General features: G+C 43.1%; 20 protein-coding genes and 2 pseudogenes. 5 read left to right on the top strand and 17 right to left on the bottom strand.

The window, feature by feature from the left end; genetic code table 11:
• Window positions 1-563 precede the first annotated feature (563 nt).
• The 3 genes from aat to BUC17_RS04550 form a co-directional block, all read right to left on the bottom strand.
• Complete coding sequence (aat, locus tag BUC17_RS04560; protein WP_073362045.1) at window positions 564-1,226, bottom strand: leucyl/phenylalanyl-tRNA--protein transferase; 663 nt, start codon at window positions 1,224-1,226, stop codon at window positions 564-566.
• A 358-nt stretch (window positions 1,227-1,584) separates the two neighbouring features.
• Window positions 1,585-1,980, bottom strand: a complete 396-nt coding sequence (locus BUC17_RS04555; RefSeq protein ID WP_073362043.1) for a DUF3127 domain-containing protein — start codon at window positions 1,978-1,980, stop codon at window positions 1,585-1,587.
• Between the two features lie 29 nt (window positions 1,981-2,009).
• A complete protein-coding gene (locus tag BUC17_RS04550; protein ID WP_073362041.1) occupies window positions 2,010-2,891 on the bottom strand; it encodes a flavin reductase family protein in 882 nt (293 codons plus the stop codon).
• 220 nt (window positions 2,892-3,111) lie between these two features.
• On the opposite strand from BUC17_RS04550, the gene BUC17_RS04545 reads away from it, so the two are divergent.
• Window positions 3,112-4,266: a sensor histidine kinase gene (locus BUC17_RS04545; RefSeq protein ID WP_073362039.1), complete on the top strand. Its 1,155-nt coding sequence runs from the start codon at window positions 3,112-3,114 to the stop codon at window positions 4,264-4,266.
• Window positions 4,267-5,225: 959 nt separating this feature from the next.
• Here BUC17_RS04545 and BUC17_RS04540 read toward each other — a convergent pair.
• Both BUC17_RS04540 and greA read right to left on the bottom strand, forming a co-directional pair.
• On the bottom strand, window positions 5,226-5,615 hold the full coding sequence (locus tag BUC17_RS04540; RefSeq protein ID WP_073362036.1) for an HIT family protein: 390 nt from the start codon (window positions 5,613-5,615) through the stop codon (window positions 5,226-5,228).
• A gap of 2 nt (window positions 5,616-5,617) precedes the next feature.
• On the bottom strand, window positions 5,618-6,094 hold the full coding sequence (gene greA / locus BUC17_RS04535) for a transcription elongation factor GreA (RefSeq protein WP_073362092.1): 477 nt from the start codon (window positions 6,092-6,094) through the stop codon (window positions 5,618-5,620).
• Window positions 6,095-6,288: 194 nt separating this feature from the next.
• Between greA and BUC17_RS04530 the strand changes: the two genes are divergently transcribed.
• Window positions 6,289-6,711, top strand: a complete 423-nt coding sequence (locus BUC17_RS04530) for a Rieske (2Fe-2S) protein (RefSeq protein ID WP_073362034.1) — start codon at window positions 6,289-6,291, stop codon at window positions 6,709-6,711.
• Between the two features lie 32 nt (window positions 6,712-6,743).
• On the opposite strand, the gene BUC17_RS04525 is transcribed toward BUC17_RS04530, so the two are convergent.
• From BUC17_RS04525 to BUC17_RS04500, 6 genes are all read right to left on the bottom strand, one after another.
• Window positions 6,744-8,864, bottom strand: a complete 2,121-nt coding sequence (locus BUC17_RS04525) for a TonB-dependent receptor (RefSeq protein ID WP_073362032.1) — start codon at window positions 8,862-8,864, stop codon at window positions 6,744-6,746.
• 225 nt (window positions 8,865-9,089) lie between these two features.
• Entirely contained in the window at window positions 9,090-9,491 is a 402-nt protein-coding gene (arfB, locus tag BUC17_RS04520) for an alternative ribosome rescue aminoacyl-tRNA hydrolase ArfB (protein ID WP_073362030.1), read from the bottom strand.
• Window positions 9,488-11,611, bottom strand: a complete 2,124-nt coding sequence (locus BUC17_RS04515) for a DUF4301 family protein (protein WP_073362028.1) — start codon at window positions 11,609-11,611, stop codon at window positions 9,488-9,490. The genes arfB and BUC17_RS04515 overlap by 4 nt, the downstream gene beginning before the upstream one ends.
• The gene (gene pnuC, locus BUC17_RS04510) at window positions 11,572-12,192 is read right to left on the bottom strand and encodes a nicotinamide riboside transporter PnuC (RefSeq protein WP_073362026.1); all 621 of its coding nucleotides are present in this window, start codon (window positions 12,190-12,192) and stop codon (window positions 11,572-11,574) included. Before pnuC ends, BUC17_RS04515 begins: the two co-directional genes overlap by 40 nt.
• A 77-nt stretch (window positions 12,193-12,269) precedes the next feature.
• A complete protein-coding gene (locus BUC17_RS04505) occupies window positions 12,270-12,986 on the bottom strand; it encodes a phosphoglycerol geranylgeranyltransferase (protein WP_073362024.1) in 717 nt (238 codons plus the stop codon).
• Window positions 12,986-13,720, bottom strand: a complete 735-nt coding sequence (locus BUC17_RS04500; protein WP_234977687.1) for a 4'-phosphopantetheinyl transferase family protein — start codon at window positions 13,718-13,720, stop codon at window positions 12,986-12,988. The genes BUC17_RS04505 and BUC17_RS04500 overlap by 1 nt, the downstream gene beginning before the upstream one ends.
• Window positions 13,721-13,870: 150 nt before the next feature.
• Between BUC17_RS04500 and ahcY the strand changes: the two genes are divergently transcribed.
• Complete coding sequence (gene ahcY / locus BUC17_RS04495; RefSeq protein WP_073362022.1) at window positions 13,871-15,187, top strand: adenosylhomocysteinase; 1,317 nt, start codon at window positions 13,871-13,873, stop codon at window positions 15,185-15,187.
• A 501-nt stretch (window positions 15,188-15,688) separates the two neighbouring features.
• Here the strand turns inward: ahcY and BUC17_RS04490 are convergent.
• On the bottom strand, window positions 15,689-16,312 hold the full coding sequence (locus BUC17_RS04490; protein WP_073362020.1) for a T9SS type A sorting domain-containing protein: 624 nt from the start codon (window positions 16,310-16,312) through the stop codon (window positions 15,689-15,691).
• A 366-nt stretch (window positions 16,313-16,678) separates the two neighbouring features.
• Between BUC17_RS04490 and BUC17_RS14320 the strand changes: the two are divergent.
• A pseudogene (locus BUC17_RS14320) lies at window positions 16,679-16,870 on the top strand (T9SS type A sorting domain-containing protein); the annotation flags it as partial.
• Window positions 16,871-17,107: 237 nt separating this feature from the next.
• On the opposite strand, the gene BUC17_RS13895 reads toward BUC17_RS14320, so the two are convergent.
• From BUC17_RS13895 to BUC17_RS04455, 5 genes and pseudogenes are all read right to left on the bottom strand, one after another.
• Entirely contained in the window at window positions 17,108-17,722 is a 615-nt protein-coding gene (locus tag BUC17_RS13895) for a T9SS type A sorting domain-containing protein (RefSeq protein ID WP_083544730.1), read from the bottom strand.
• A 65-nt stretch (window positions 17,723-17,787) separates the two neighbouring features.
• A pseudogene (locus BUC17_RS14315) lies at window positions 17,788-18,096 on the bottom strand (HepT-like ribonuclease domain-containing protein).
• A gap of 31 nt (window positions 18,097-18,127) precedes the next feature.
• Entirely contained in the window at window positions 18,128-18,421 is a 294-nt protein-coding gene (locus BUC17_RS04465; RefSeq protein ID WP_073362014.1) for a nucleotidyltransferase family protein, read from the bottom strand.
• Window positions 18,422-18,459: 38 nt separating this feature from the next.
• Window positions 18,460-20,364 carry a S9 family peptidase gene (locus BUC17_RS04460; protein ID WP_073362088.1) on the bottom strand — a complete coding sequence of 635 codons (1,905 nt, stop codon included), beginning with the start codon at window positions 20,362-20,364 and terminating at the stop codon, window positions 18,460-18,462.
• Window positions 20,365-20,463: 99 nt separating this feature from the next.
• On the bottom strand, window positions 20,464-23,685 hold the full coding sequence (locus BUC17_RS04455; protein WP_073362012.1) for a reprolysin-like metallopeptidase: 3,222 nt from the start codon (window positions 23,683-23,685) through the stop codon (window positions 20,464-20,466).
• 206 nt (window positions 23,686-23,891) lie between these two features.
• On the opposite strand from BUC17_RS04455, the gene BUC17_RS04450 reads away from it, so the two are divergent.
• Window positions 23,892-25,004: an NAD(P)/FAD-dependent oxidoreductase gene (locus tag BUC17_RS04450; protein ID WP_073362010.1), complete on the top strand. Its 1,113-nt coding sequence runs from the start codon at window positions 23,892-23,894 to the stop codon at window positions 25,002-25,004.
• Window positions 25,005-25,007 lie beyond the last annotated feature (3 nt).

The following is a 25,007-nucleotide window of genomic DNA, read 5'->3' as shown; positions in this document are numbered from 1 at the left end:
AAGTCCTCAGAAAACTTACGATGCTTACTGATTAATTTGATGTTTGCTTTCATATAAATTGACTTGATGTGGTCAACCTATATCAGGGACGTACATACTGCTCACTGAACACTGCTTACTGAACACTGTATACTGAACACTGCCCACTGAACACTGCTCACTGTACACTGCTCACTGTACACTGCCCACTGAACACTGCTCACTCTGACTGAGACTGAGACTGAGACTGAAAACTACGAACAGCGAACTTCGCGCAACCTTAGCCCCTTTGCAGTAAAACCAAGGCCACAGGCCGCTAACTTAATACCCTTAAACGTTGTGTCTTCATGTCTTTGTGGCAAAAATAAAAGACGCTGCGAACTTCGCGCAACCTTTGCCCCTTTGCGGTTAATACCAAGACCACAGGCCGCCAACTTAATACCCTTAATGACTTGGTGCCTTTGTGGCAAAAAATAATGAAGGAATTAAATAGTTATCAATCACCAGACAGCTAGCATAAACAGGTCACCAGTCACTAATCACTAGTCACTAATCACTAATCACTAATTACTAATCACTAGTCACTATTCACTCCCCAATTCTGACCAATCCTCCTTATGCAAAATCTGCATAAACGCTGCTCTAGAAATCTCAAACGCGCCTAGTTTTTCCAAATGATCGTTATGCACTTGGCAATCCAGCAAGGCATAATTTTGGGCTTTGAGGTCTTCTACCAGTTGTAAAAAAGCCAATTTACTGGCATTGGGAACAAGTGAAAACATGCTCTCCCCACAAAATACATGACCGAGGTCAACGCCATACAACCCGCCTACCAAACGGTCGCCTTGCCACACTTCATACGAAACGACTTCCCCCAAAGCATGCCATGCGGTATAGGCCCGGATGATGTCGCGGGAAATCCAAGTGCCCGTTTGACCCCGTCGTGGCGCACGCTGACAATGGGTAATCACCGCGTTGAATTGGGTGTTGCGCGTCACCGTAAACAGTCCACGATTGCGTAAATTGCGCAAACTCTTCGACGGCTTATAGGTTGCAGGATGCACCACCATTCGCTGTGGCGGCGCCCACCACAAAATAGGTTCGTCGGCATCAAACCAAGGAAAAATTCCCGATCGGTACGCCAATTGCAATCGCGGCAGCGACAAATCACCCCCCACCGCCAACAATCCCTCCACCGAAGCTTCGGTTACCGGCGGAAAATAAAGAGTCTTGGTAAGGAAATGCATGGGATTAACGATTGAAGATTTTTGATTTTTGAAGTAAGAAGAAGCGCTATTTATGATTTATGACTAACGGCTGTCAGAACGACAACCAATACTCTTTTCGGGGCTAATCACTCCTGAAGTTTCAGCACTAATCGCTAGCTCTCCTGCTGGTAAAGCCAGGTCACTAGTCACTAATCACTAATCACTAGTCACTAGTCACTAATCACTAATCACTAGCCACTCCTCAAAACAAATTCCAAACCCTACAGCCTACACCATAGAATTTGGAATTGGATTGATTTAGCTTCGATTTTAACCGGTTCCAACGTGAAACCTACCTACGGTAGGCAAGCCTTAAACCTTAAACTTGAAACAAAATTTAGAACGGCAAATCGTCGTGTTCTTCTTCGTTGAAACTCGTTGCGGGTTCAAACGCAGGAGCAGCGGGCATCGGAGGCATAGTTTGCGCCATCGGTTGACCCCCTTGTGCAGGGGCTTCTGCGGCTACACGCTCAATGCGCCACCCTTGAATCGAATTGAAATACTTGGTTTCACCTTGGGGGCTTACCCACTCGCGACCGCGTAAGTTGATGGAAACTTTCACGGGTTCTCCCACTTGATAACTGTCCAATAAATCACACTTGTCTTGTGTAAACTCCACCATGATGTGTTGTGGATACTGCTCTTCGGTCGTGACGACCAATTCTCTTTTTCGGAAAGTGGGGCTCACCTGCTGTACGGCATTAATCACTTTTACTCTTCCTGAAACTTCCATAATCGTTGTTGAATTAATAATACATAAATTTAGTGTACTCGTGGCGCCAAGAGGGTTTTCCATGCGGCATCAACCGCTCCGGCATCGAGAAAAGCTTTGGCTTTAAGGTGCACTTGCTCCTCATCGGCGGAGCTTAGGGCGGCTTTCACCGGCAGATTCTCTTTCACAAATATAGCAATTTCCGCTTCGGTGGGCAAGGCTTCGACATTTCCTAATTTGCCCAAATCATTCCCATCAAACACGGCACTTTCACGCACAAAACTTGGGATAGCATCGACTCCTATACCCAGAGTGGCCAAAGGTTTTTCGACTTCAAAAAGTCCGGCATTGGCGCGCGAGTACCAATTTCCGCCCAAGCGAGCAACCAAATCAATCGCCTGCGGATCAATGGTTCCTTTGGCATCTAAAACCGCTTCGTTGATATGAATTTTAACCACCTCACAAAGAATAAGATTGCCGGCGCCGCCTTCTGTGCCGAGGGCGATAATCTCATTGACTTTACATTCCAATTGCACCGGACTTTCTTGTACCCGATAGGGTTTGACCACATGCGAAGGAACAGCGGTGAATCCGGCTTTAATAAATTCATTCACGCCATCGGGATATTCGGTACTTGAAAGCGACATTTGTTGTACCATCGCATAATTGACCACATTGATCACCACTTCGCGGGTTTCTTGGCAATTGATCAAAGTATGTTTAATGGTATTATCGCGTACCCGTCGGGCGGGAGAAAATACCAGTATCGGCGGATTGGCACTGAAAATATTAAAAAAGCTAAAGGGCGATAAGTTGGGATTCCCCTGAGCATCGACCGTGCTGGCAAAGGCGATGGGACGGGGACCGATAGCGCCTTGCAAATAGCCTTGAATTTGAACGGGAGTAAGCGTTTTCGGATCTAATGTAAGCATGATCATTGGTTTGAAGCAAAGATAGCCAATTTTCTGCTTTACCGCTACGGGGCATCGGGCCGCGCGAGGGGGAGCAGCAAGGTACCCTGACGTGGCGGAGCCCGGCCGGTACCGCGAATCACCCGACCCCGAACGGGAAGTTGATATGCCTGCGCAGGGAATTGCATTCGGGGACGCGCCACAATAAAAAAAATAGCTATTTTTAAAAAAAATTCATTGCATGCAGTTTTCCGATCGTCGCGCGGTTACCCGTTGGATCATTATTGCCACTTCGTTTGTGATTGTGTCCCTTATTTTGTGGAATACCTATGCCTTTTTTCAGATTTTTAAGGAGGAGGAACGGGTGAAGATGCAACAGTGGGCGCTGGCGCAAAAGACCTTGGCCAATGCCGATACAGATGCCGACATCGCGTTGCCGTTTGAAATCATTCAGAACGCGCATATCCCGATTATCGTGACCCAACAAGGGAAAATTGTGAACTATATCAACATTGACCCGTCCCTTGAGAAAGACCCGAAGCAGATGCAGGCGATGTTGGAAAACTTGAAGTCGCAAAACGACCCCATCAAGATGGAATACGTTCCAGGGAAGTTTCAGTACCTCTATTACGGCGATTCGGATTTGCTGAACAAATTGAAATACTATCCCGCCGCCTTGTTGTTGATTATTTTCTTGTTTGCCGCGGTGGTGTACAACTTTTACCGCAGTACAAAAATGGCCACACAAAACAAATTGTGGGCGGGGATGGCGAAGGAAACGGCGCATCAAATTGGCACCCCCTTGTCGTCGCTGATCGGTTGGCTCGAATATTTGAAGGCAGAGGGTACGGTAGCCGAATCGACGCTGGAGGAAATTGAAAAAGACATTGTGCGACTGCAAGTGATTACGGATCGATTTTCCAAAGTAGGGTCAGAACCGGTATTGGAAACCCGGGACTTGGTGGCGGAGACCCGCGCCTCGTTTGATTATTTGCAAGCGCGGTTTTCCAATCAAGTTCACTTTACCTTCACCGCACCTGAGGAGCCGTTGTGGGTGGCCATTAATCCGGCGCTCCACAGTTGGACGATCGAAAACCTTATGAAAAATGCCATCGACGCGATGCGGGGCAAAGGGGCGTTGACTGTTGCCATTGAAAGCGACGGCACGCACTATAAAATTAACATTACCGATAACGGCAAGGGCATCCCAAAGAATCAGTTTCGCAAGGTTTTTGAACCCGGTTTTACGACCAAAAAAAGGGGTTGGGGCTTGGGACTTTCGTTGACCAAACGCATCGTGGAGGACTACCACAAAGGGAAAATTCGGGTGTTGCATTCCGAAATTGGAAAAGGCACGACGATGCAGATGGTGTATGGGGTGGCCCTAAAGGATTAGTATACAGTCGCAGTCACAGTGGGCAGGAGGCGGAAGGGGTATAGGAGTGTATTGTACCGTATTTAAATCACTTTTATCCTGCTTATTACTTCATGTTTCTAATATAACCGCAAAAACGCAAAGTTCGCAGAGTTCGCAGCGTCTTTTTTTGGCCACGAAGACACGAAGGCATAAAGCTTTTAAGTTTATGACCTTTGGCCTAAATTTTCAACGCAAAGTCGCTAAGGTTGTGAAGAGAACGCAATGGCTTAAAGACACAAAGTACGTGGCCTTCGGCCATCTTAATAGTCTTAATTTATGCGGTTTGGTGTGAATTCTTAAATCCTTAATGTTTTAAAAATTTAGGAGCACAAGGTTTCACAAAGTTGACACAAAGTTTCACAAAGTTATTTAGTTTAAAAGTGTAGCATTAGCTGGGGTTGAACAATCATTTTCAAATCTTCAAATTGTCTCATTTTCAAATTGAAGTGTAAGTACGTGCTGTGATGACAACATGAATATCTTTTCTATTTCTTCTTTCTTTTTGTTTCTAATTTAACCGCAAAGATGTGAAGGTAGCGCAAAGTTCGCAGCGTCTTTTTTTGGCCACGAAGACATGAAGGCATAAAGCTTTTAAGTTTATGGCCTGCGGCCTAAATTTTCAACGCAAAGTCGCTAAGGTTGTGAAGAGAACGCAATGGCTTAAAGACACAAAGTACATGGCCTTCGGCCATCTTAATAGTCTTAATTTATGCGGTTTGGTGTGAATTCTTAAATCCTTAATGTTTTAAAAATTTAGAAGCACAAGGTTTCACGATGTTGACACAAAGTTTCACAAAGTTGTTTAGTTTAAAAGTGTAGCAGTAACTACGTTAGAAAGATCATTTTCAAATTGACACATTGACACATCGCCACATTGACTCATTGCCACATGGACACATCGCCCCATTAAAAAAACCACCGTTTCCGATGGTTTCTTGTTATACTTTTGCTGTGATAGTTTGAGCGAGTGCTGTAAATTCTTCAGGGGAGAGACTCGTTTTGCGTTGGAAGCGCATGTCTTCCATGTCTTGCAACGGAATCAAATGCACATGTACGTGCGGCACTTCGAGTCCGACCACCGCTACCCCGATGCGTTTGCATTCCACCGTTTGTTCCAAGGCTTTAGCGACTTTACGGGAGAACTGCATCAATCCCAAATAATGTTCCTCTTCCATATCAAACAACTTGTTGATTTCCTGTTTGGGAATACACAATGTGTGTCCTTTGGCGTTGGGATTGACATCTAAAAAGGCCAAATAACGGTCATCTTCCGCTACTTTATAACAGGGAATTTCGCCGTTTACAATTTTGGTGAAGATACTGCTCATCGTTAGTCGCGGGTGATTTCTAAGATTTCAAATTTTAAGGTCCCATTGGGCACGGTGATTTCAGCCACCTCGCCAACGGATTTACCCAGTAAGCCTTTTCCAATCGGTGACGTTACCGAAATCTTACCCGTTTTTAAATCGGCTTCACTTTCGGCCACCAAGGTATATTTCATTTCCATACCGTTGGCTTGGTTTTTTATTTTCACATTGGAAAGTACCAGTACTTTGGAAACATCCAATTGCGATTCGTCAATCAAACGGGCATTGGCATACAATTCCTCCATTTTGGCAATACGCATTTCCAATAACCCTTGGGCTTCTTTTGCCGCATCATATTCGGCATTCTCCGACAAATCGCCTTTATCACGGGCTTCAGCAATCGCCTGGGACGCTTTTGGGCGTTCAACGGATTTCAAATATTCCAATTCGTCTTTTAATTTTTTTAATCCTTCTGCGGTGTAATACGATACATTACTCATAATCATTTTTTTTACTTTAGTATATCAAAAGCCGTTTTTCAACGTTTCATAAAATAGAAAAAATCCCATCGCGACGGGATTTCTTCCTCCAAAGATATATTTTTTTGATGAATTAATTCCTACTTTTGTTGTGTTGTAGAACGCAAATATACGCAAATTGTAGGCGTAAAATCAAGTTTAAACGAATATTTACCATGAAAAAAGGGCTCTATTTCCTGTGTATCCTCGGGTTGCTTACGGGTTGCTCTCGTGAGCAATTTAACAATGAAAATCCGTTTTTACCCAATTATGCGTTTTCCATGAGTTTGGACACGAATTTGGCCAACTACAATCCCCTTCTCTTTGCTGGAAATAGCATTCGTGTGTTTCCCGTCAACGGACCCGCCAATGGGGTAATTGTGTTTTACACAGGTGCTCAATACAACGCGTTTGACGGCTCCTGTCCCAACCAAAATATCACCAGTTGCTCGCGACTTACCCTTTCAGGCTCAAATGCGCAGTGCGAATGTGAAGGCGAGAATTACAACCTTTTTACAGGACAAGCACCCAACAAACCCTACAGTTTAAAACTCTACCGAGTACAGGTCGCTGGGAACGTCATTACTGTTTTCAACTAATATAAAAAGCCGATTTTCATCGGCTTTTTTCCTTAAAACTGCAGGGTTAGTCCTACCAAGAAATTACGTCCCGCCTGTGGATAATAATACGGGAAAATATCCCACATATATCCGTTGGAGACGTAGGTCTTGTCCAAAATATTATTGACCAAACCATTGACCGTTATCGTACGGAAAACCGACTTAGGATTCCACGAGTACGAGACATTAAAATCGTTGACAAAATAATCGGGCAAGCGCGCTTCAGGACGCTCTAAGTTGTTCATGAACTGCTCCCCCACAAATTTACTCAACCAAGTAAGGTGTAAATTCTTCACGGGTTCGAACAACAATAAATTGCCCGCAATAAGATTGGGAGAATATGCGATAGCGGTGTTGCCTACAGCGACTCCATTGTTGGTTAAATCAATATTTTGGTTCTGACTTATCGTAAAATTGGGTTTCCAAATCCATTGTTTAGATAAGGCAATCGTAGCATCAACTTCCAAGCCCAATCGGTAACTGCGTTCGCTGTTGGAACGGACTGGACTCCCCACATCGTCAAGAGCTCCTGTCAAAATGAGTTGATCGCGATACAGCATGTAGTATACGTTGGCATTAAATTGCACTTTGGACGCTTCATAACGCCATCCCAATTCAAAATCGTTGAGCTTCTCGGGACGAACGTTACCCCCTTCATAGTCAGTACGGTTGGGTTCGCGGTTGGCTCTCGCATAGGAGAAATAAAGAATATTTTTGGTATTCACCGCATAATTCACCCCTACTTTGGGATTGAAAAAGTTGAACGTATCGTCGACCAAGGTAGGTTGTACTCCATTGGCTTTGTAATTCACCCGACGGTATTGCACATCCCCGTAAACGCTCCATTGCGAAGAAAGATCGTAGGTTGCTTTCGCAAAAACATTTCCGTCGGTTTTAATTCCGTAGTCATTGTAGTATTCATCTCCCAACTCCGATGTCGAGGCAAAACGCGCCCAAATCACACGGCCGAAATGCAAACCTTCATATTTGTTCCATCCACCACCGAGAATCAAGTCAAACTCATCCTTTTTATAATTGGCCGAAAAGGTGGTCCCATAAAAATCATTGTCCAACCATTTCTGACGAATCAAATCCGTACTGGTTTGTCCCGCTACAGGAGCGAGTCCGTACTCGGCAAAATCCGCATCTTCTTTATAATTTTCAAAATACCCTTTTCCTTTGGTGTAGTGCAAGGCAACGTTGGTACTCCAACGGTCATTCCAGCGCTCACTCCAGTGCAATTGCGCATGATCTTGTTGGTAATTGTCGGTTTCATTGTCATAAAAACGGGTATTTCCAAATTCGTCGGTAAAAATCCCTGCCGAATTAAAGGTGCGATCCACTGCCAACGTAGGCCCATCAATACCATTCCACGACTGATAGGTTCGTTCTCGACCGCCAAATACCAACCCTTTGATTAAGGTTGTTTTACCGACATAAGTTCCTTGTAAAAAATACGATTTCAGGTCGGCACTCGCACGGTCAACATAACCGTCGGAGGCAATTTGCGAAAGCCGTCCTGCAATTTCAAAACGGTCATTCATTAATCCTGTACTGAATTTAACCGTGTGTTTGCGGGCATTAAAACTCCCAAACGAATTCGCAATTTCCCCCGTTCCTTTTTTGGAGTACGAATCGGTAAGTAAGTTCAAACTCGCCCCGAAGGCTCCTGCCCCGTTGGTCGAGGTACCGACCCCACGTTGCAATTGCATACTTTGAACCGATGAAGCAAAATCGGGCATGTTTACCCAGAAGGTACCGTGACTTTCGGAGTCGTTGTAGGGAATCCCGTTGATGGTCACATTCACACGAGTCGCATCGGTACCCCGAACGCGTATGCCCGTGTACCCGAAACCATTTCCAGCATCGGAAGTGGTCACTACCGAAGGCATATAGTTCATTAATATAGGAATGTCCTGCCCCAAATTACGACTAGCAATGTCTTTTTGGGTGAGGTTACTGAAGGTGACCGGTGTTTTCTTGTTCACACGGACGGCTTTGACCAACACTTCATCCAGTTGGTTGACCTGGGTGGAGTCGTTGGACTTTTGCTGGGCACTAAGCCACAGCGGACCGAGAAATAGCGTCAGTACTACCGAAGCTTTCAAGGATTTAACATAGGAATTTTCCATTCGTAAAAAAGGTTTACGAATAACTGGGGTACATTATTCTTTGGTTAAAAAATGATTGTACTGGCCCGACATAGGCGAAGGCGCGCTTCTTCTACCGCTGTCTTTTTTTCCTTGGCAGCATTACCTGCCCAGGTTCAATGGGTATGATCTCAGCTCGTAATTTTGAGCACCCCGATGAGACGGCGCAAAGGTAAATTAAATTCTTGGGGAATTGCAAACCCTTTTTTAAAAATTCGGCTTGCGGCGGTTTTGCTTGATTTCGGATTTGGATTTTTTGGCGGCCAAACGCTCCATTTTAACACTGAAAGGAATGTTTGTTGCCTTACGGGGTTTGGGCACTTCTAGGGCTTGTGCCACGAGACGCAAGAGTTTTTTCTCGGCATTCAAACGGTTTTTCAACTGACTCCGATCGGCCTCTGAGGTGATTTGCAACCAACCCTCGTTGGAAATTCGTGAAGCCAATTTTTCAAGAATACGAACTTTTTCCTGCGCATCAACTGCTTGAGAGGCTTGAACATCCCAAATCAACACGGCTTTGGAGGCCACTTTGTTGACGTTTTGACCGCCAGCGCCGCTGCTGCGTACCGCTTTAAACTGGAGTTCGGCGAGGAGTTGTGATGCATTCATGAGCGGGGTTGATGGGCGGGTTTTAGTAAGTCATTGACCGTTTTTACGGGATTAAAAGTTTCCAGCGGAACTTCCACAAAAAGGGTTATCCATTTGGCCATAGCGCCGTTCCACAATCCAGGCAATTCAAAGGCTTTCAACGGACGACCGTCTTTGTTTTTCTCGACAATAAATCCGGTATGCGGATCCACAAATCGGGTGAGGTCAAAATTGCGCCCTTGAAAATCGCGAATGCCACACACCAAATCCACCGGGTTGAAATGGGTGGCTTGCTCCATGATGAAGCGCTGGTTTTTTTCGATTTGTGATGACTCTATAATTTGCAAAAACACACGTCCTTTCTGATCGCGTACCCAAAATGGACCGCCACCGGGTTCGCCTTCATTTTTCACCATACCACACACGCGAATGGGTCGGTTGAGGGCTTCCATGAGATAGTCTATTTTGCTTTCACGGGTGTATTTGGGGAAGTCTTCACTGATTTCCATAAGGAGTTTCTGACTCACAAACTGGGCAATTTCATGGAGCATCTCGAGGGTTACCTGATCGTGATGTAGGTATTTCAAATAGCGAAACACCGTTTCTTGCACTTGCAGTAGAATCCCTCCAAGGGCCTTTTTATACAATGCGATTTGGTCGGTATGATTGCGCGAAACGTTGTCGATATTTTTGACAAACACAATATCGGCGTTTAAGCGATTCATATTTTGAATCAGTGCCCCATGTCCCCCGGGACGAAATACGATGGCATCATGCTTATCGCGAAAGGGTTTCCCCTCAGGGGTAAGGGCAATGACATCGGTCGCTTTATCTTGGTAAGAATAGTTCACTTGAATTGTTACACCATGAGTTGCTTCAATGGGTGTCTTGACGGCATCTACCAGGGTCTCAAATTGCGATTGGTACTCCTCGGATACGGTAAAATGTACTTTTGATTTTCCATCGGCATGGGCATAGAGCGCACACTCCAGCAAATGTTCTTCTATGGGCGTTATACTCACCTCACCCTGTTGATGAAAGGGCAACACCCCTTTGGGTTTATTGGCAAAATCAAAATGCGGGGCCGTCATCAAGGTTTTTATAAAATAATAATGTTTTTCGTCGGTAGAAAGAGTGTCATAACTCGGATACAACACACGGGTGGTCTCGGCCACATCTTTGTAAAAAGGGAATTTCTCTAGGGCGATTAAAAACAGGGCTAAGTCTTTATTTTTCGCATGGTTGATGTACGAATTAAGGGTGTCCTTTCCGGGTTTGAAATCGTGCAAAAACTCGTTTAAGAATTTAAACATGCGACTCGCAGCACCCGAGGCGGGAACGAATTTTTTGAGGCAATAGGTTTCCTTTTTTTGTTCAAAATAGGTAGCATAATACCGTGCTTCTTCTTCCGACAAGGCTTGAATGCCATCATCAATCGTGGCGGCGCGTTCCAATTGAATCTTGGGCAAGCCATTTTTAAGGATGGAAAATTGGTAGTGCAACACATCCCAATCCATTTTTCGGGCTTGGATGCGCAAAAAATCATGGGAAGTAAACCCCCATTGCAACGCTTTTTCCAAATCCAAAATCAGTTTCTTGACTTGGGCAACACGCGAAGCTACATCACCGCTGAGTTTGATGTAGGGTTTTTGATAGCGAATGAGTTGTTCTTCAAAAAACTGCAAGGTTTCGGCGCGGTTATGGGGACGATCGCGGAGGTCATCGGGTTCCCAAGGCACATCGATGTCGGTGAGAAAAATAAGGTCGTATTTATGTTTTTTTGCCGCTTTTTCCAGCAGGGGATCCACGGCACCATAGTACAATTCTCCAAACGCTTTGGTAACCAAAACCGTGGTATCACAAAACAAAAAACGGCGGGCTTCTTGCAATTTTTGATTTTCCAACTGAGTTTGTCCCACCGCAATAGGCAACAAATCATCGGGTTGACATATTTCCCCTTTTTCATCCCATTTTTCTTGGAGGTAATCCCGTGCAAATTCCGGAGCCCAAACGGTATCAAAATCAGATGCCAATTGCCTAGCAAGAGTCGTTTTACCCGTTGATTCGGGACCGTAAAAAGCAATGCGTAAAACCGATTTCCCTAAGTTGAGGAGGGAGTATTGTTTAAGATTTTCTTCCATTCGATGTAGGCTAAAACGGCCAAAACCGTGAATAGTAAATATTGTAAGGAGAGCATGCCGAGTCCGCGGTAGGCAAACAAGGGTACAGCGATGCAATCTCCAATAATCCAGAGGGTCCAATTTTCAATTTTTTTCAACGCCATGTACCACATCGCGGTAAAAAATAACCCTGAAGTAAAAATATCAATATAATTGGGAATTTCAAGGGTATAATCAAAAATTTGGTAAACGCCATAGGTAACCAAAAGCGTGAAAACAAACAATCCGATACCGATGATTTTCTCGTTGACGGTGGTGCGTGAAATGGGCAACGGACCCGCAGTAGTGCCCTTTGACCAGCGGTACCAGCCGTAAACACTCATGAGCGAGTAATAGACATTAATGGTCATGTCGCCAAAATATTGCGCTTGATACAACAAATAAACGGTGATAACGGTAGAAATGAGTCCGGTGGGATACACCCAAATGTTTTCCTTCTTTGCCAAATACACGCTTAAAATACCGCTGACAAAAGCCAAAAATTCCAAAATAATTTGGATTGCCGAGGCATTTTCATACGCTTTTAAAAAGAAATCAAACATGGTTTTGGGTTGGAGCGTAAAAGTACGGATTCTCTACAGAAAACGAGGTTATGCTTTTGTAAAATGACCGTTTGATTTTATAAGGCTGAAAAAAAATGAGGGTTTTCTTCAAAGGCGGTGCCAATCACCACCATAGTAGCGCCTGCTTGGTGGGCTGCCTGAATTTGCGCCATCGAACGAATACCGCCCCCTACAATTAACGGTATTGCTAAAGTTTGGGCTACCGTGGCAATCATTTCGAGCGGCACAGCGTGTTGCGCCCCACTTCCCGCTTCCAAATAAATCAGTTTTTTACCCAAGAGTTGGCCTGCGAGTGCAGTCATTGCTGCGTGTTGGGGATTATTTCGCGCCAAAGGTAGCGTACCACTCACGCGTTGCACAGCGGTTTCGGCACCGCTTTCAATGAGGAGATAGCCGGTAGGCAGAATTTCTAAATTGGAATGGTGCAACAGTGGCGCAGCTTTTACTTGTTGTTCAATTAAGTACTCGGGATTGCGACCGGAGAGTAGCGAAAGGAACAAAATTCCGTCGGCGGCTTCGGTGATTTGGGCATAATCGCCCGGAAACAAGAGTACGGGTAAACCCGATGCTTTTTTGAGTTGGAGCACCAATGCTGCCAAATGCGGTCCTTGAAACGTGCTGCCTCCAACGAGTAGATGTGTCACGGGCGTTTCCTTCAACTGCGCGCACAACGCAACCGCCTGCTCGGGTTGGGTTTTCTCGGGATCAATGAGCACCGCCAACAAGGGTTGTTGGTTTTGGTATGCCGTGAAAAGGGAGTCGTATACCTTCATTAGGATTCAAAAACGCACACAAAGATATAGTCTTCGCGTTGAATAAATTGTACCGGAAATAATTCCGTTTGATGCTTAAAGTCCAAACGCGCCACCGTAGATCCTTCGGCAGGATCAAAAGGTTGCTCACGGATATGGCTGGGGTAACTGATCCCTTTTTCGTTTTTGATTTTGAACACCGCTTCTTTGATGCTCCAAATGATGGTGGCTTTTTGCAGCTGTTCGGCCAACGACAAGCCTGACAGATGTGTATCAACATCCATAAAACGGGGGGCTATTTTGAGAACTTTAGGCCGCATCGCTTCGACGTCGAGGCCGAGGTTTTCGTTACTGATGGCTACCGCCGCAAATCCATGCGAATGCGAGATAGAAATGTGTTGCCCGTGTGACAAATGAGGTTTCCCACTGGCATCGTAGAGAAGATCTGCATCGGAAAATCCGAGGTGCTGCAACAAATGCCGCACGGCGAGGAATCCTTTTTGGTGGACTTCCGATTTGAGTTTGTGCAACCGAATCAGGGAATGATCCTGTAAGGGAACTCCGGCAATCAAACTGTCTAAGGGCTCCTCAATTTTCCAGAGGTGCAATTGGGTTTGGGGACGGATGTGTATGGTTTCGTAAAATGGCATTTGTGCAGTATATCCTAGCCCCGATAGTAGTGGAAATCCTTTTTGGGGTGGTGGTAACGGCGTGAATTCGATACCTTTGACGTCATCACCCCAAAAAGATTGCAACGGATAGCGGGAAATAGCTCCTTATTATTTTTCTGATTCTTAGCGGGTTAAATCGGATTAACGATTCATAAAATTACATTAAAGTTTTTTATTTCGAAACTTAGTTTGTAATTTCGCACCCTCAAATATAAACACAAATATACACAATACATGAGTACGAAAACTGTGCCTTACGTGGCGTACAAAGTTAAAGACATTTCCCTAGCTGCTTGGGGACGTAAAGAAATTGAATTGGCTGAAGCGGAAATGCCTGGATTAATGGCATTGCGTGCGGAATACGGTGCATCGCAACCTTTAAAAGGAGCGCGCATCGCAGGATGTTTGCACATGACCATTCAAACAGCGGTTTTGATTGAAACCTTGAAAGCGTTGGGAGCTGAAGTAACTTGGTCTTCGTGTAACATTTTCTCTACGCAAGATCACGCTGCGGCGGCGATTGCTGCTGCAGGTATTCCAGTATATGCTTGGAAAGGTATGAACGAGGAAGAATTCGACTGGTGTATTGAGCAAACCTTATTCTTTGGTGAAGATCGTCAACCGTTGAACATGATTTTGGACGATGGTGGGGATTTAACCAATATGGTATTTGACCGTTACCCCGAATTGATTGGTGGTATCAAAGGTTTGTCAGAAGAGACTACTACAGGGGTTCACCGTTTGTACGAGCGTATGAAAAACGGTACGTTACACATGCCAGCAATCAACGTAAACGACTCGGTTACGAAATCAAAATTTGACAACAAATACGGTTGTAAAGAATCGGCTGTAGATGCAGTTCGTCGTGCAACTGACGTGATGTTGGCAGGAAAACGCGTAGTAGTTTGTGGCTACGGTGACGTAGGTAAAGGTACTGCAGCTTCGTTCCGTGGAGCAGGTTCGATTGTTACCGTAACTGAAATCGACCCCATCTGTGCGTTACAAGCCGCTATGGACGGATTTGAAGTGAAAAAATTGGATACGGTGATTGCTACAGCAGATATCGTCATCACGACTACAGGAAACAAAGATATCGTAGTAGGTCGTCACTTCGAGAACATGAAAGACAAAACGATTGTATGTAACATTGGACACTTTGATAACGAAATCGACATGGCGTGGTTGAACGCGAACTATGGCGAAACCAAAATCGAAATCAAACCTCAAGTGGACAAATACAACGTAAACGGAAAAGACATTATCATCTTGGCTGAAGGTCGTTTAGTGAACTTAGGTTGTGCTACAGGTCACCCAAGCTTTGTAATGAGTAACTCGTTTACCAACCAAACGTTGGCACAAATCGAATTGTGGAACAACAGTGCGAACTACAAAAACGAAGTGTACATGTTACCGAAACATTTGGATGAAAAAGTAGCGGCATTGCACTTAGCAAAATTAGGCGTGGAATTGGAAACCTTAAACCACGAACAAGCCGAGTACATCGGAGTTCAAGTAGAAGGACCTTATAAGCCTGAGTACTATAGATACTAAAAAGATTAGAATTTAGAGTTTAGATTGAAACTTCGCAAAACTCATAATTCATAATTCATAATTCATAATTTATTAAAGTCGTTTCTTCATTGAGACGACTTTTTTTATGGCGTTCCCCCCGATGAAGAGTACAGCTACAATACACGTTGGGTTGTCGGGGGTCAGGCTTTCCGCTGTATCTCCCGAAGGATCGGGAGGATGCCGCTTCAATCCTTAACGCGGGGAGAGGCAAGAAGAAAGAGAAAAGAAGAAAGAGAAAAGAAGCAAGAAAAAAGAAGCAAGAGAAAAGAATTTTATATTTTCGTAATCGATTCATTATCAAATTATTGGCATGTAGATTCACTTCATTTTTATATTTATCTTTTCACGCATTATGGCTCAAGGCGAGCAATGGATTTCAATTTTCTTCTAATGGATTGCTATTCGTAGAATAATATACACAAACACGTTAATGTCCATAACTTTCAAGGACAAGGTATTGTTTTTGGCTTTCAAGGAAATTTATTCTTTGATAAACTTTTTATAAATCGTTTCATTATTGGTAAGAATTTCTATGAAATAAATCCCGTTGGATAAGTTTTCGATGTTGATTTCGTTGTTGTTTTGCGTTTGAAGTGGAATTACCTTACCTAAAGAATCAAAAACCGTTAATTTATCAATGGTTGATGTGCTTTTTATTTGAATAAAGGAATTCGATGGATTTGGAAACACTATAACTTTACTGTCATTAAATAAAAAAGTGTTATTTGATAACGTAGCTAGATAATTATTTATTTCTGTTGAACACCCTCCAGTTCCTATGGCTACCCAAGGACTCACAACAGTGGGAGAACAAACTGATCGCACAAAAAAGACATAACATCCATTACTTGGAGGTAGATTAACTAAAACAAATGGATTAATATTTGTTGTAACCCCAATATTTGAAGGAAGAGATGAACCCATATTGAAATCTGGTATTACAGCCAAATCCCAGATTGTAGCATTGCCGTTTTCCGTCCAAGACAATTCAGCACTATTTGAAATATTAATATTATCTACCAAATAGAGAATTGAAGGCGAAGGACATTGTGCATTTCCATTGAAAAAGGCAATTATCACAAGTAAATTGAATATGTTTTTCATGAGCTATAGCGTTAAATATCCAGAAGCATCGTATTTAAGTTTGCCAAGGATGTGTGGTTGAAAAATTAGTTTTTGGGCTTTATAAATTAAAATTTTGAATAGTTAAAAGGAGTTTAAGACAACATTGAATAAAGTGCAGAATTCTTGAGAATCAATAATCATAAAATAATTACATACAGGCTCAAATACAAAAACATGGTTACTACTATACTGCTAGCGTTTATTTTATATCAAATTTAACTATCTGTTTTTTAAAATCCTACTTTGCAAACGTTTAATTTAGAATAAAAAGAAACGTTGGGTTTGATTAAGAAACTTTCCCGCTAACGAACTAACGAAAACCTTGGACATTTCAATCCCGTTAAAGATCAATTACAACTCGTTACACTCGCCGAACCGGCTACCGCCTATGAATTGTATACAGTTCAAGGGCAGTTGGTGCAATCAGCTACGGGAACTACATCGACTATTGAGTGTTCCGTTTTACCCAAAGGGATTTACCTCCTCCGATTTGAACAGAACGGTGTTTGGAAAGTGGAGAAGATTTGTAAAGACTAAAGAAAAAAGAAGCAAGAAAAAAGAATTTTTGCAACTTCGTAATCCATTCATTATCAATTTATTGACATGTAGATTCGCTTCATTTTTATATTAATCTTTTCACGCATTATGACTCAAGGGGAGCAATGAATTTCAATCTTCTTCTAATGGATTGCTGTTCATAGAATAGTATACACAAACACGTTAATGTCCATAACTTTCAAGGACAAGGTATTGTTTTTGGCTTTCAAGGAAAATTTATTCTTTGATAAACTTTTTATAAATCGTTTCATTATCGGTAAGAATTTCTATGAAATAAATCCCGTTGGATAAGTTTTCGATGTTGATTTCGTTGTTGTTTTGCGTTTGAAGTGGAACTACCTTACCTAAAGAATCAAAAACCGTTAATTTATCAATTGTTGATGTGCTTTTTATTTGCATAAAGGAATTCGATGGATTTGGAAACACTATAACTTTGCTTTCATTAAATAAGAAAGTGTTATTTGATAACGTAGCCAGATAATTATTTATTTCTGTTGAACACCCTCCAGTTCCTATGGCAACCCAAGGACTATAAGCGTTGGAAGAACAAAGTGATCGTACAAAAAAAACATTACAACCAAAAAGTTGGGGTAAATTAATGAAAGTATGGGGGTTACTTGCAGTTGTTGTACCAGAAGTTGGTAATGAATCACCAACATTGAAGTCAGGTATTATTGAAACTTCCCAATTCATAGCAGTTCCATTTTCAGTCCATGAAAATTCAACTGTTGTAGATGTGAAATTAGATAGTGTTAAATTAGAGGGTGATAGACATTGTGCATTACCATTGAAAAAGGCAATTGTCGCAAGTAAATTGAATATGTTTTTCATGAGCTATAGCGTAAAATATCCAGTAGCATCGTACTTAAGTTTGCCAAGGATGTGTGGTTGAAAAATTAAAAATCATCTTTATCCAAAATGGCTTGTACCTTAACTTTCAATTCGGGTAAATTAATTTTGACTACATTCCAAATGGTGAAATCATCGATACCAAAATATTCATGAATAACTAAATTTCGTAATCCAATAATTCTCGCCCAAGGTATTTCCGGATGATTTAAAAGTAAATTTTGTGATAATCAATTACAAGCTTCTTCGATAATTTCTAGTTGTCTTAAGGTTGCATTAAACATCATTGAATTTTTTACAAAATGATCCAAATCGGCATCTTGTAGATAGTTTTCAATTTCAGTTATCGCATCCATGACATGAAGCAATCGAACTTTATCCCCTTACCTATCTTGCATAAATTAATTTTTTCTCTTTATCCACGATGGGTTTGATGTATTTTGACAAACCTCGTTCAGAAACTAAATCTACTTTTTTGGACAGTAGTTCTTGTAAATCCAATTGCATCTGAATAAATTCTAAACCTATGGGCTGGGAATAATCTAACTCAACCAACAAATCAATATCACTAGAATCATTTTCTAAATCTTTACTATAAGACCCAAAAAGGTAGGCTTTCAAAACAGGTTGTTTCGAAAAAAAATTCTGTATAATATTGATTTGATTGCTGTTAAGACTCATCTTCAAAGTGTTTGAACAAAATTAATCAAAAAAAACATCTATAACGTCTCTTTCAACCATTTGTAAAATTCATTTTGCCACACGATGGCGTTTTGCGGTTTCAGCACCCAGTGGTTTTCATCGGGGAAGTACAAAAACCGACTCTTAATACCTTTCAATTGAGCCGCTTGGAAAGCTTCTTGTCCTTGTCCAATCGGTACGCGGTAGTCTTTGCCTCCTTGTATGATCAAAATTGGTGTATTCCAGTTGTTCACGAAGTTAATCGGGTTAAACTGACTGAACGTTTTTTGTGCTACAGCATTGTCTTTTTCCCAATAGGGTCCGCCGTGGTCCCAATTGGTAAAGAAAACTTCTTCAGTGGTACCGTACATACTTTCTAAGTTAAACACCCCACAATGGGAAATAAAGGTTTTGAAACGGTTGTTGTGAATTCCGGCCAAATAAAACACCGAATACCCGCCATAACTCGCTCCTACCGCTCCCAAACGGGCTTTGTCGACATAGGCTTCTTTGGAAACATCATCAATCGCCGACAAATAATCTTGCATCACTTGCCCGCCCCAATCTTTGGAGATTTGTTCGTTCCAAGCCACGCCATGACCGTGCATTCCACGTCGGTTGGGCGCCACCACAATATACCCTTGTGAAGCCATCAACGAGAAATTCCAACGGAACGAATACGACTGCGTCAGCGGCGACTGGGGTCCGCCCTGGCAATACAACAAGGCGGGATATTTTTTGGTCGCATCAAAATTGGGCGGTAAAATCACCCATACCAACATTTTCTTATTATCGGTAGTGGTCACATAACGACGCTCGAATTTGGGTAAGTTCAAACTTGCATAGGCCGCATCATTCACATGCGTCACTTGATTCCACGCTTTTGATTTTAAATCATACGTATACACCTCAGCGGCGTGATTCATGTCGGTGCGCGTCACCACCACTTTAGTTCCTGAAAACCCAATGATATCAGCCACATCAAAGTCGCCGTTGGTCACTTGCTTCACGGTTACCGCAATTTTGGTTAGCCCAGGATAGTTGACTTCAAACAGTTGTTTTGTTCCATCTATTGCTGCAACGAAATAAATCTTCTTACCATCGGGAGCCCACATGAAATTATCGACACTACCGTCCCAAGCGGCGGTTAAATTCACTTTCACTTGATCGTTGATGCGAACGATGATATCATTTTTGTCGGCTTCGTAGCCGTCGCGTTGCATTTGCAAATAGGCCAAAACCCCTTGAGCTGAAAACGCCGGATTGGTGTCGTATCCTAAATTCCCTTCGGTAAGGTTACGGGTGGTTTTGGTTTCGATATTGTACTCGTACAAATCGGTATTGGTCGAAATCGCATAGGCCGTTCCTGCTTTCTTTTTACACACATAAATGATGGTGTTGTTGGGCGACCAGATATAGTCTTCTTCTCCCCCGTGTGGCTTTTGGGGTGCATCAAAAGGTTCGCCCGCCATAATATCAAACGGCGTGGCCTTAGGGTCGTTTGCATCGGCAAAATACACGTGGTTGTGGGTACCGTCGTTCCAAGTATCCCAGTGGCGGTAATCCAATCCGTTGTAGACTTGTGCCGAAGACTTATCCAGTTCGGGATAAAAGTCTTTTCCTAAAACCTTTTCTACTTTGGTTTCTTTTGAAGACAACACATACTTCCCATTGGGCGATAAATTCCGGTTGGCCACCAGTGCTTCTGCATTTTGAACCTCGGTAGCGGTTCCGCCAGCAATGGGAACTGTAAAATATTTCGATGACGATTTATTTTCGGCCACAGAAGGCGTTGAAACTTTATATACTATTGTTTGTCCATCTTTGGTCAAACCCAAAACGGACACGCGTCCCAATTTCCAAAGCATTTCTGGAGTAAGGGTTTGCGCACTTGCTGCAACACTCATAAGACTTAAGATTACAATGCCAATTTTTTTATTCATAATTCGTAACATTTAGTTTGTGGAAATAGTGATTCCGCCTTAAAAGTAATAAAAAAACCACTCCGAAGAGTGGTCTTTTTGGAATTGAAAAAACGGATATTATTGTTTGATAAATCGTTTTGTAGCGGAACCTTCAGCGGTAGAAACTTCTAGAAGATAGGTGCCTGGCGCAAGATTTTGTACTTCAATACCTTCGCCTTGCGTAGTTCCGCGTTGCACTTCTTGACCCATCACATTCACAATGCGGTAGGATGCCTCTTGTGCTAAATCGGAAATATACAATACATCACGTACTGGGTTTGGATATACTTTTACAGCCAACTCCGGTGTGCTTTCTTCCGCACGAGCTGTTGCGGTAATGTTTACGGTGTAGTCTTCCACTTGACCAAAACCGAAAATTTCACAAGCGGTGGGTACCCCATTGTACTTCATAGAAACGCGCATACGGGTAGTTCCTAAAGCAGCGGTAGTAGGAATAGTGAACGAACCTGAAACTGGAGTCGTAGTGGTGGCATTACGCGAGAATACACGCTCACCCGTATCCAAGAAATCACCATCGCGATTTAAATCGATAAATACAGCATAACCTTCACGATACACCGTAGCCGTCCACGTTGGAGTAATGGTGATCGTATTGGCCACACCACGAACCAAATTGGTCGAAATAGCGGTAAAATCTTCATACCCCGCCGTTCCTGTAGAGGCATTATTAATAGTTCTCAATTGAACACGTCCGATACGCTCATCGGCAGTGCTGTTCCCTTGAGAAGCACAATACGTTACCGAAGCTGTTAAAGTAGTTACCGTAACCGTATTACTGTTTACGGAAACGTTCCCAGCGGCATCTTTTGCGCGAACGTTAAAAGTGTAAGTGGTTGCAGCCGTTAATCCGGTTACTGCAAAAGTCGTGTTGGCTGTTGATCCGATTAAGGTTGTACCACGGAACACATCATAACCCGTTACAGCGACGTTATCGGTAGCGCCAGTCCATGATAAATTGGTACTGGTTGATGTTGTTCCTGACGCTGATAAGGTAGGAGCGGTTGGCGCAGTCGTATCGGGGGCTGAAGTAGTTACACTCACCGCATTACTAGCTACTGAAACATTTCCTGCCGCATCTTTGGCACGAACTGTAAACGAATAGGTAGTAGCTGGTGTTAATCCCGTTACTGCAAACGTAGTAGCTGCTGTAGAACCCAATAATGTAGCCCCTTGGAATACATCGTATCCGGTTACAGCAACGTTATCAGTAGCCCCTGTCCAAGACAAGTTGGTGGACGTACCTGTTGTTCCTGAAGCACTTAGCGTTGGAGCTGTGGGTGCTTGCGTATCGGCTACACCTGAAGTAATGGTAAAGTTGGCATTAGAAACATCAAAGAAAATATGATTGGTTCCTTTTACCATGATACGACAAGTCGTGCTCGGTGTATTCGGAATAGTTACGGCTTGCGTTCCATCATTAGGCGTCGCCGCCAATAAGGTTGACCATGTGGAGCCACCGTCGGTTGAAAGCATGATATCTACATTGGCACAATTCACTCCGTTGGCGGTTGTTCCTGCTACATTCCAAGTAATGGTTTGTGACGATCCGCCTGTATATGACACAGCAGTGTTGGGTGCTGTTACGGTAAACGGACCTGCAGTACCATTTACCGTAACAATCATATCGTCGCTGTTGTTGTTCCCGCCACCGACACGGTTGTCGCGAACAGTTAAACGGAAGTTCATAGTACGAGCCACAGAGGGCAAGGCTTCCACAGTAATTTCAGTTCCTGCAGTGGTGGTCGCTCCCGCTAGAATCGATTGCATTCTTGGGAAGTAACGCACTGGAGACGTAGAGGAATTATAAGAACGGAACGTTGGACCAGTAGTACGTGTTGCACTTGCTGCCGAACTTGCGCCAGTAGCGGTTGAAGCCGCATTGTCAAACTGTTCCCAGTTGTATGTCAAAATATCACCATTAGCATCGGTAGCTGATCCTGTTAACATGAATGGCGTACTGCGTGGAATCGTATAATCCAAACCAGCATTGGCTGTAGGTACAGCATTTCCGGTAGGCGTATTAACCGAACAGGTTTTGGCTTTAATATTGTTGGTTACTTGCTGAACACTGATAGCGTGAAAATACGCATCCGAATTCGGTTGTACATCTTGACTGGTAATTCCGGCATACCCCATAATGGTCGATCCCGAACCTGGTTCCATATTGGCGCCTGTACCTTCGTTGCTCATGGAAAACGTATGATTCGCACCAAATTGGTGTCCCAACTCATGCGCAACATAGTCGATATCAAAAGTATCTCCTGAAGGAACTCCGTTTGCTGGTGAAGTATAACCACTTCCTTTGTTTCGATCGGTAGTACTTGCCGTATCATCTACACAAATACATCCAATACAACCCGCATTTCCTCCGCCTCCAGTTGCCCCAAACAAGTGACCCACATCATAATTGGCATTACCAATCACTGAAGTCAAAGTGTTTTGTAACTCTGTGTTCCAGGCGCCACCAGCCCCTGTAGAAGCGGGAGAGTAAGGATCTGTAGATGCAGATGTATAGATAATAACATCATTATTTGCAATAATCACCATACGTGCATTGAAATCATTTTCAAAGACTCCATTCACACGCGTCATGGTGTTATTCATAGCCGCTAATGCCAACGCCTTTGTTCCCCCAAAGTAAGCCGTATACTCCCCAGTACAGGATAAAGCTAAACGATAGGTACGCAATATACCGTCATCGGCATTGGGGCGCGCTTGAAGACTCTCTGCTGCAGTAATCAAAATGGGCTCATCATCCACCAAACAACGGAAGGTATCGGCAGCAGCGTATGACCCTTTTTGAAAAATGGTATACGTGTTTAAATCCTCCGTGAGGGGCTCGATAAACTCTGCTTTACGATCGGCACCCAGCACCATAGATTTAAATCCAAGGGGAGAAACACTGAAATAAGCCGTTAAGGTCGGATGATCTACACCATACCCAATGTACGATTTAATTTCAGGGTATTGTGCTGCTAAAGCGGGATCCATATTGGAGTTTTCAAACACTTGAAAACGCTCCATAGCTCCTGTGCTATTTGGGATTTCCACAATTACAGCACTTGATCGACCCGTAAAGTTACGTTGGGGCGCGGCTTGCAAGGCTGCTTTAAAATCATTGACACGTAAATGCATCACTTTTTGCTCTGGAAGTTGCATACGACTCTCCAACAAGGGTGCATTTCCTCGTGAGGCCGGACTCCAAAACGAGCCCTTTTGCTGCGCCGTTACCAAACCGGTAAAGGCCAAAAGAGCAACAGTTAGTAATCTGTACTTCATATTCAATCGCTTTTTTAGGTTATGAAGTCGAAAGTATTAAGTTTTTGTTAAAAAATTACGACGCATTAACAAAAGATATTAACAAATCGACAAAGTGTACGGCTGAAAAATAGGTATTTAACAGCATTTTTTCTATTTTATTAATACATTCCTAATAATCCGACAACACAAAAAATCTATGTATTTTCGTAAAAAAATAAAGCGTGATGACCTATAGTTTTTGGGAATTAAAAAATTGGTTTACCCATGTCGATTACACTATCGTAGGGAGCGGAATTGTTGGTTTGCATTGCGCTTTACGCTTACGAGAACGGTTTCCTCAAGCTAAAATACTTGTGCTGGAGCGCGGGATTTTACCCCAAGGTGCCAGCACTAAAAATGCGGGGTTTGCTTGTTTTGGCAGTATTTCGGAAGTTATTGACGACTTGAAAACGCACTCGGAGGAGGAAGTGATTCAATTGATCCAAAAACGCTGGGAAGGGCTACAACTATTACGTAAAAACATCGGCGATACGGCGCTAGATTTTAAGCCACACGGCGGGTATGAATTGTTTTTAAAAGAAGACGAAAGCTTATACCAAGAATGTTTGCAGAAAATTCCTTTCGTCAACGACCTATTAAAACCGCTTTTTAAATCCGATGTATTTGCCCGAGAAATGGATCGTTTCGACTTTAAAGGCATCCACGAATATGTTGTGTTTAATCCTTTTGAAGCCCAAATCGACACGGGAAATATGATGCAGGCTTTATTGCAAAAAACAGCAGCGGCGGGCGTATTGATTCTCAACCAAATGGAGGTTAAAAACCATTATGAAAACAACCATCAGGTGCAAGTTGAATTGGAGCAGCTTAGCTTTTCAACCCAAAAGTTGCTCTTTACTACCAACGGTTTTGCAGGTGGATTAACGCAAAATGCGGTTCGTCCCGCACGAGCTCAAGTATTGATTACCGAACCTATTTCGGACTTAGATATTCGAGGTACTTTTCATTTGGACCGGGGCTATTATTATTTCCGTAATTTTGAAAACCGAATTCTGCTGGGCGGTGGAAGAAATTTGGATTTCGAAGGGGAAACCACAACCGAACTGGAAACCACAGCAAAAATTCAAAACCGTTTAGACCAGCTTTTAAAAGAAGTCATTCTTCCGGGTAAAGAAGTTACCATTGCACATCGATGGAGTGGTATCATGGGCATTGGTAATAGTAAAAAACCCATCGTTGAGCGTTTATCTGAACACACCTATTGCGGGGTGCGAATGGGCGGTATGGGTGTCGCCATCGGGAGTTTAGTTGGAAAAGAATTAGCGGACTTGATATAATCT

Origin of the sequence: Flavobacterium fontis, from assembly GCF_900129405.1 — a bacterium.
In the GTDB taxonomy this organism is placed as follows: Bacteria; Bacteroidota; Bacteroidia; order Flavobacteriales; family Flavobacteriaceae; genus Flavobacterium; species Flavobacterium fontis.
The sequence above is the reverse complement of the archived record's forward strand: the minus strand, read 5'-3'. Positions and strand labels throughout refer to the sequence as shown.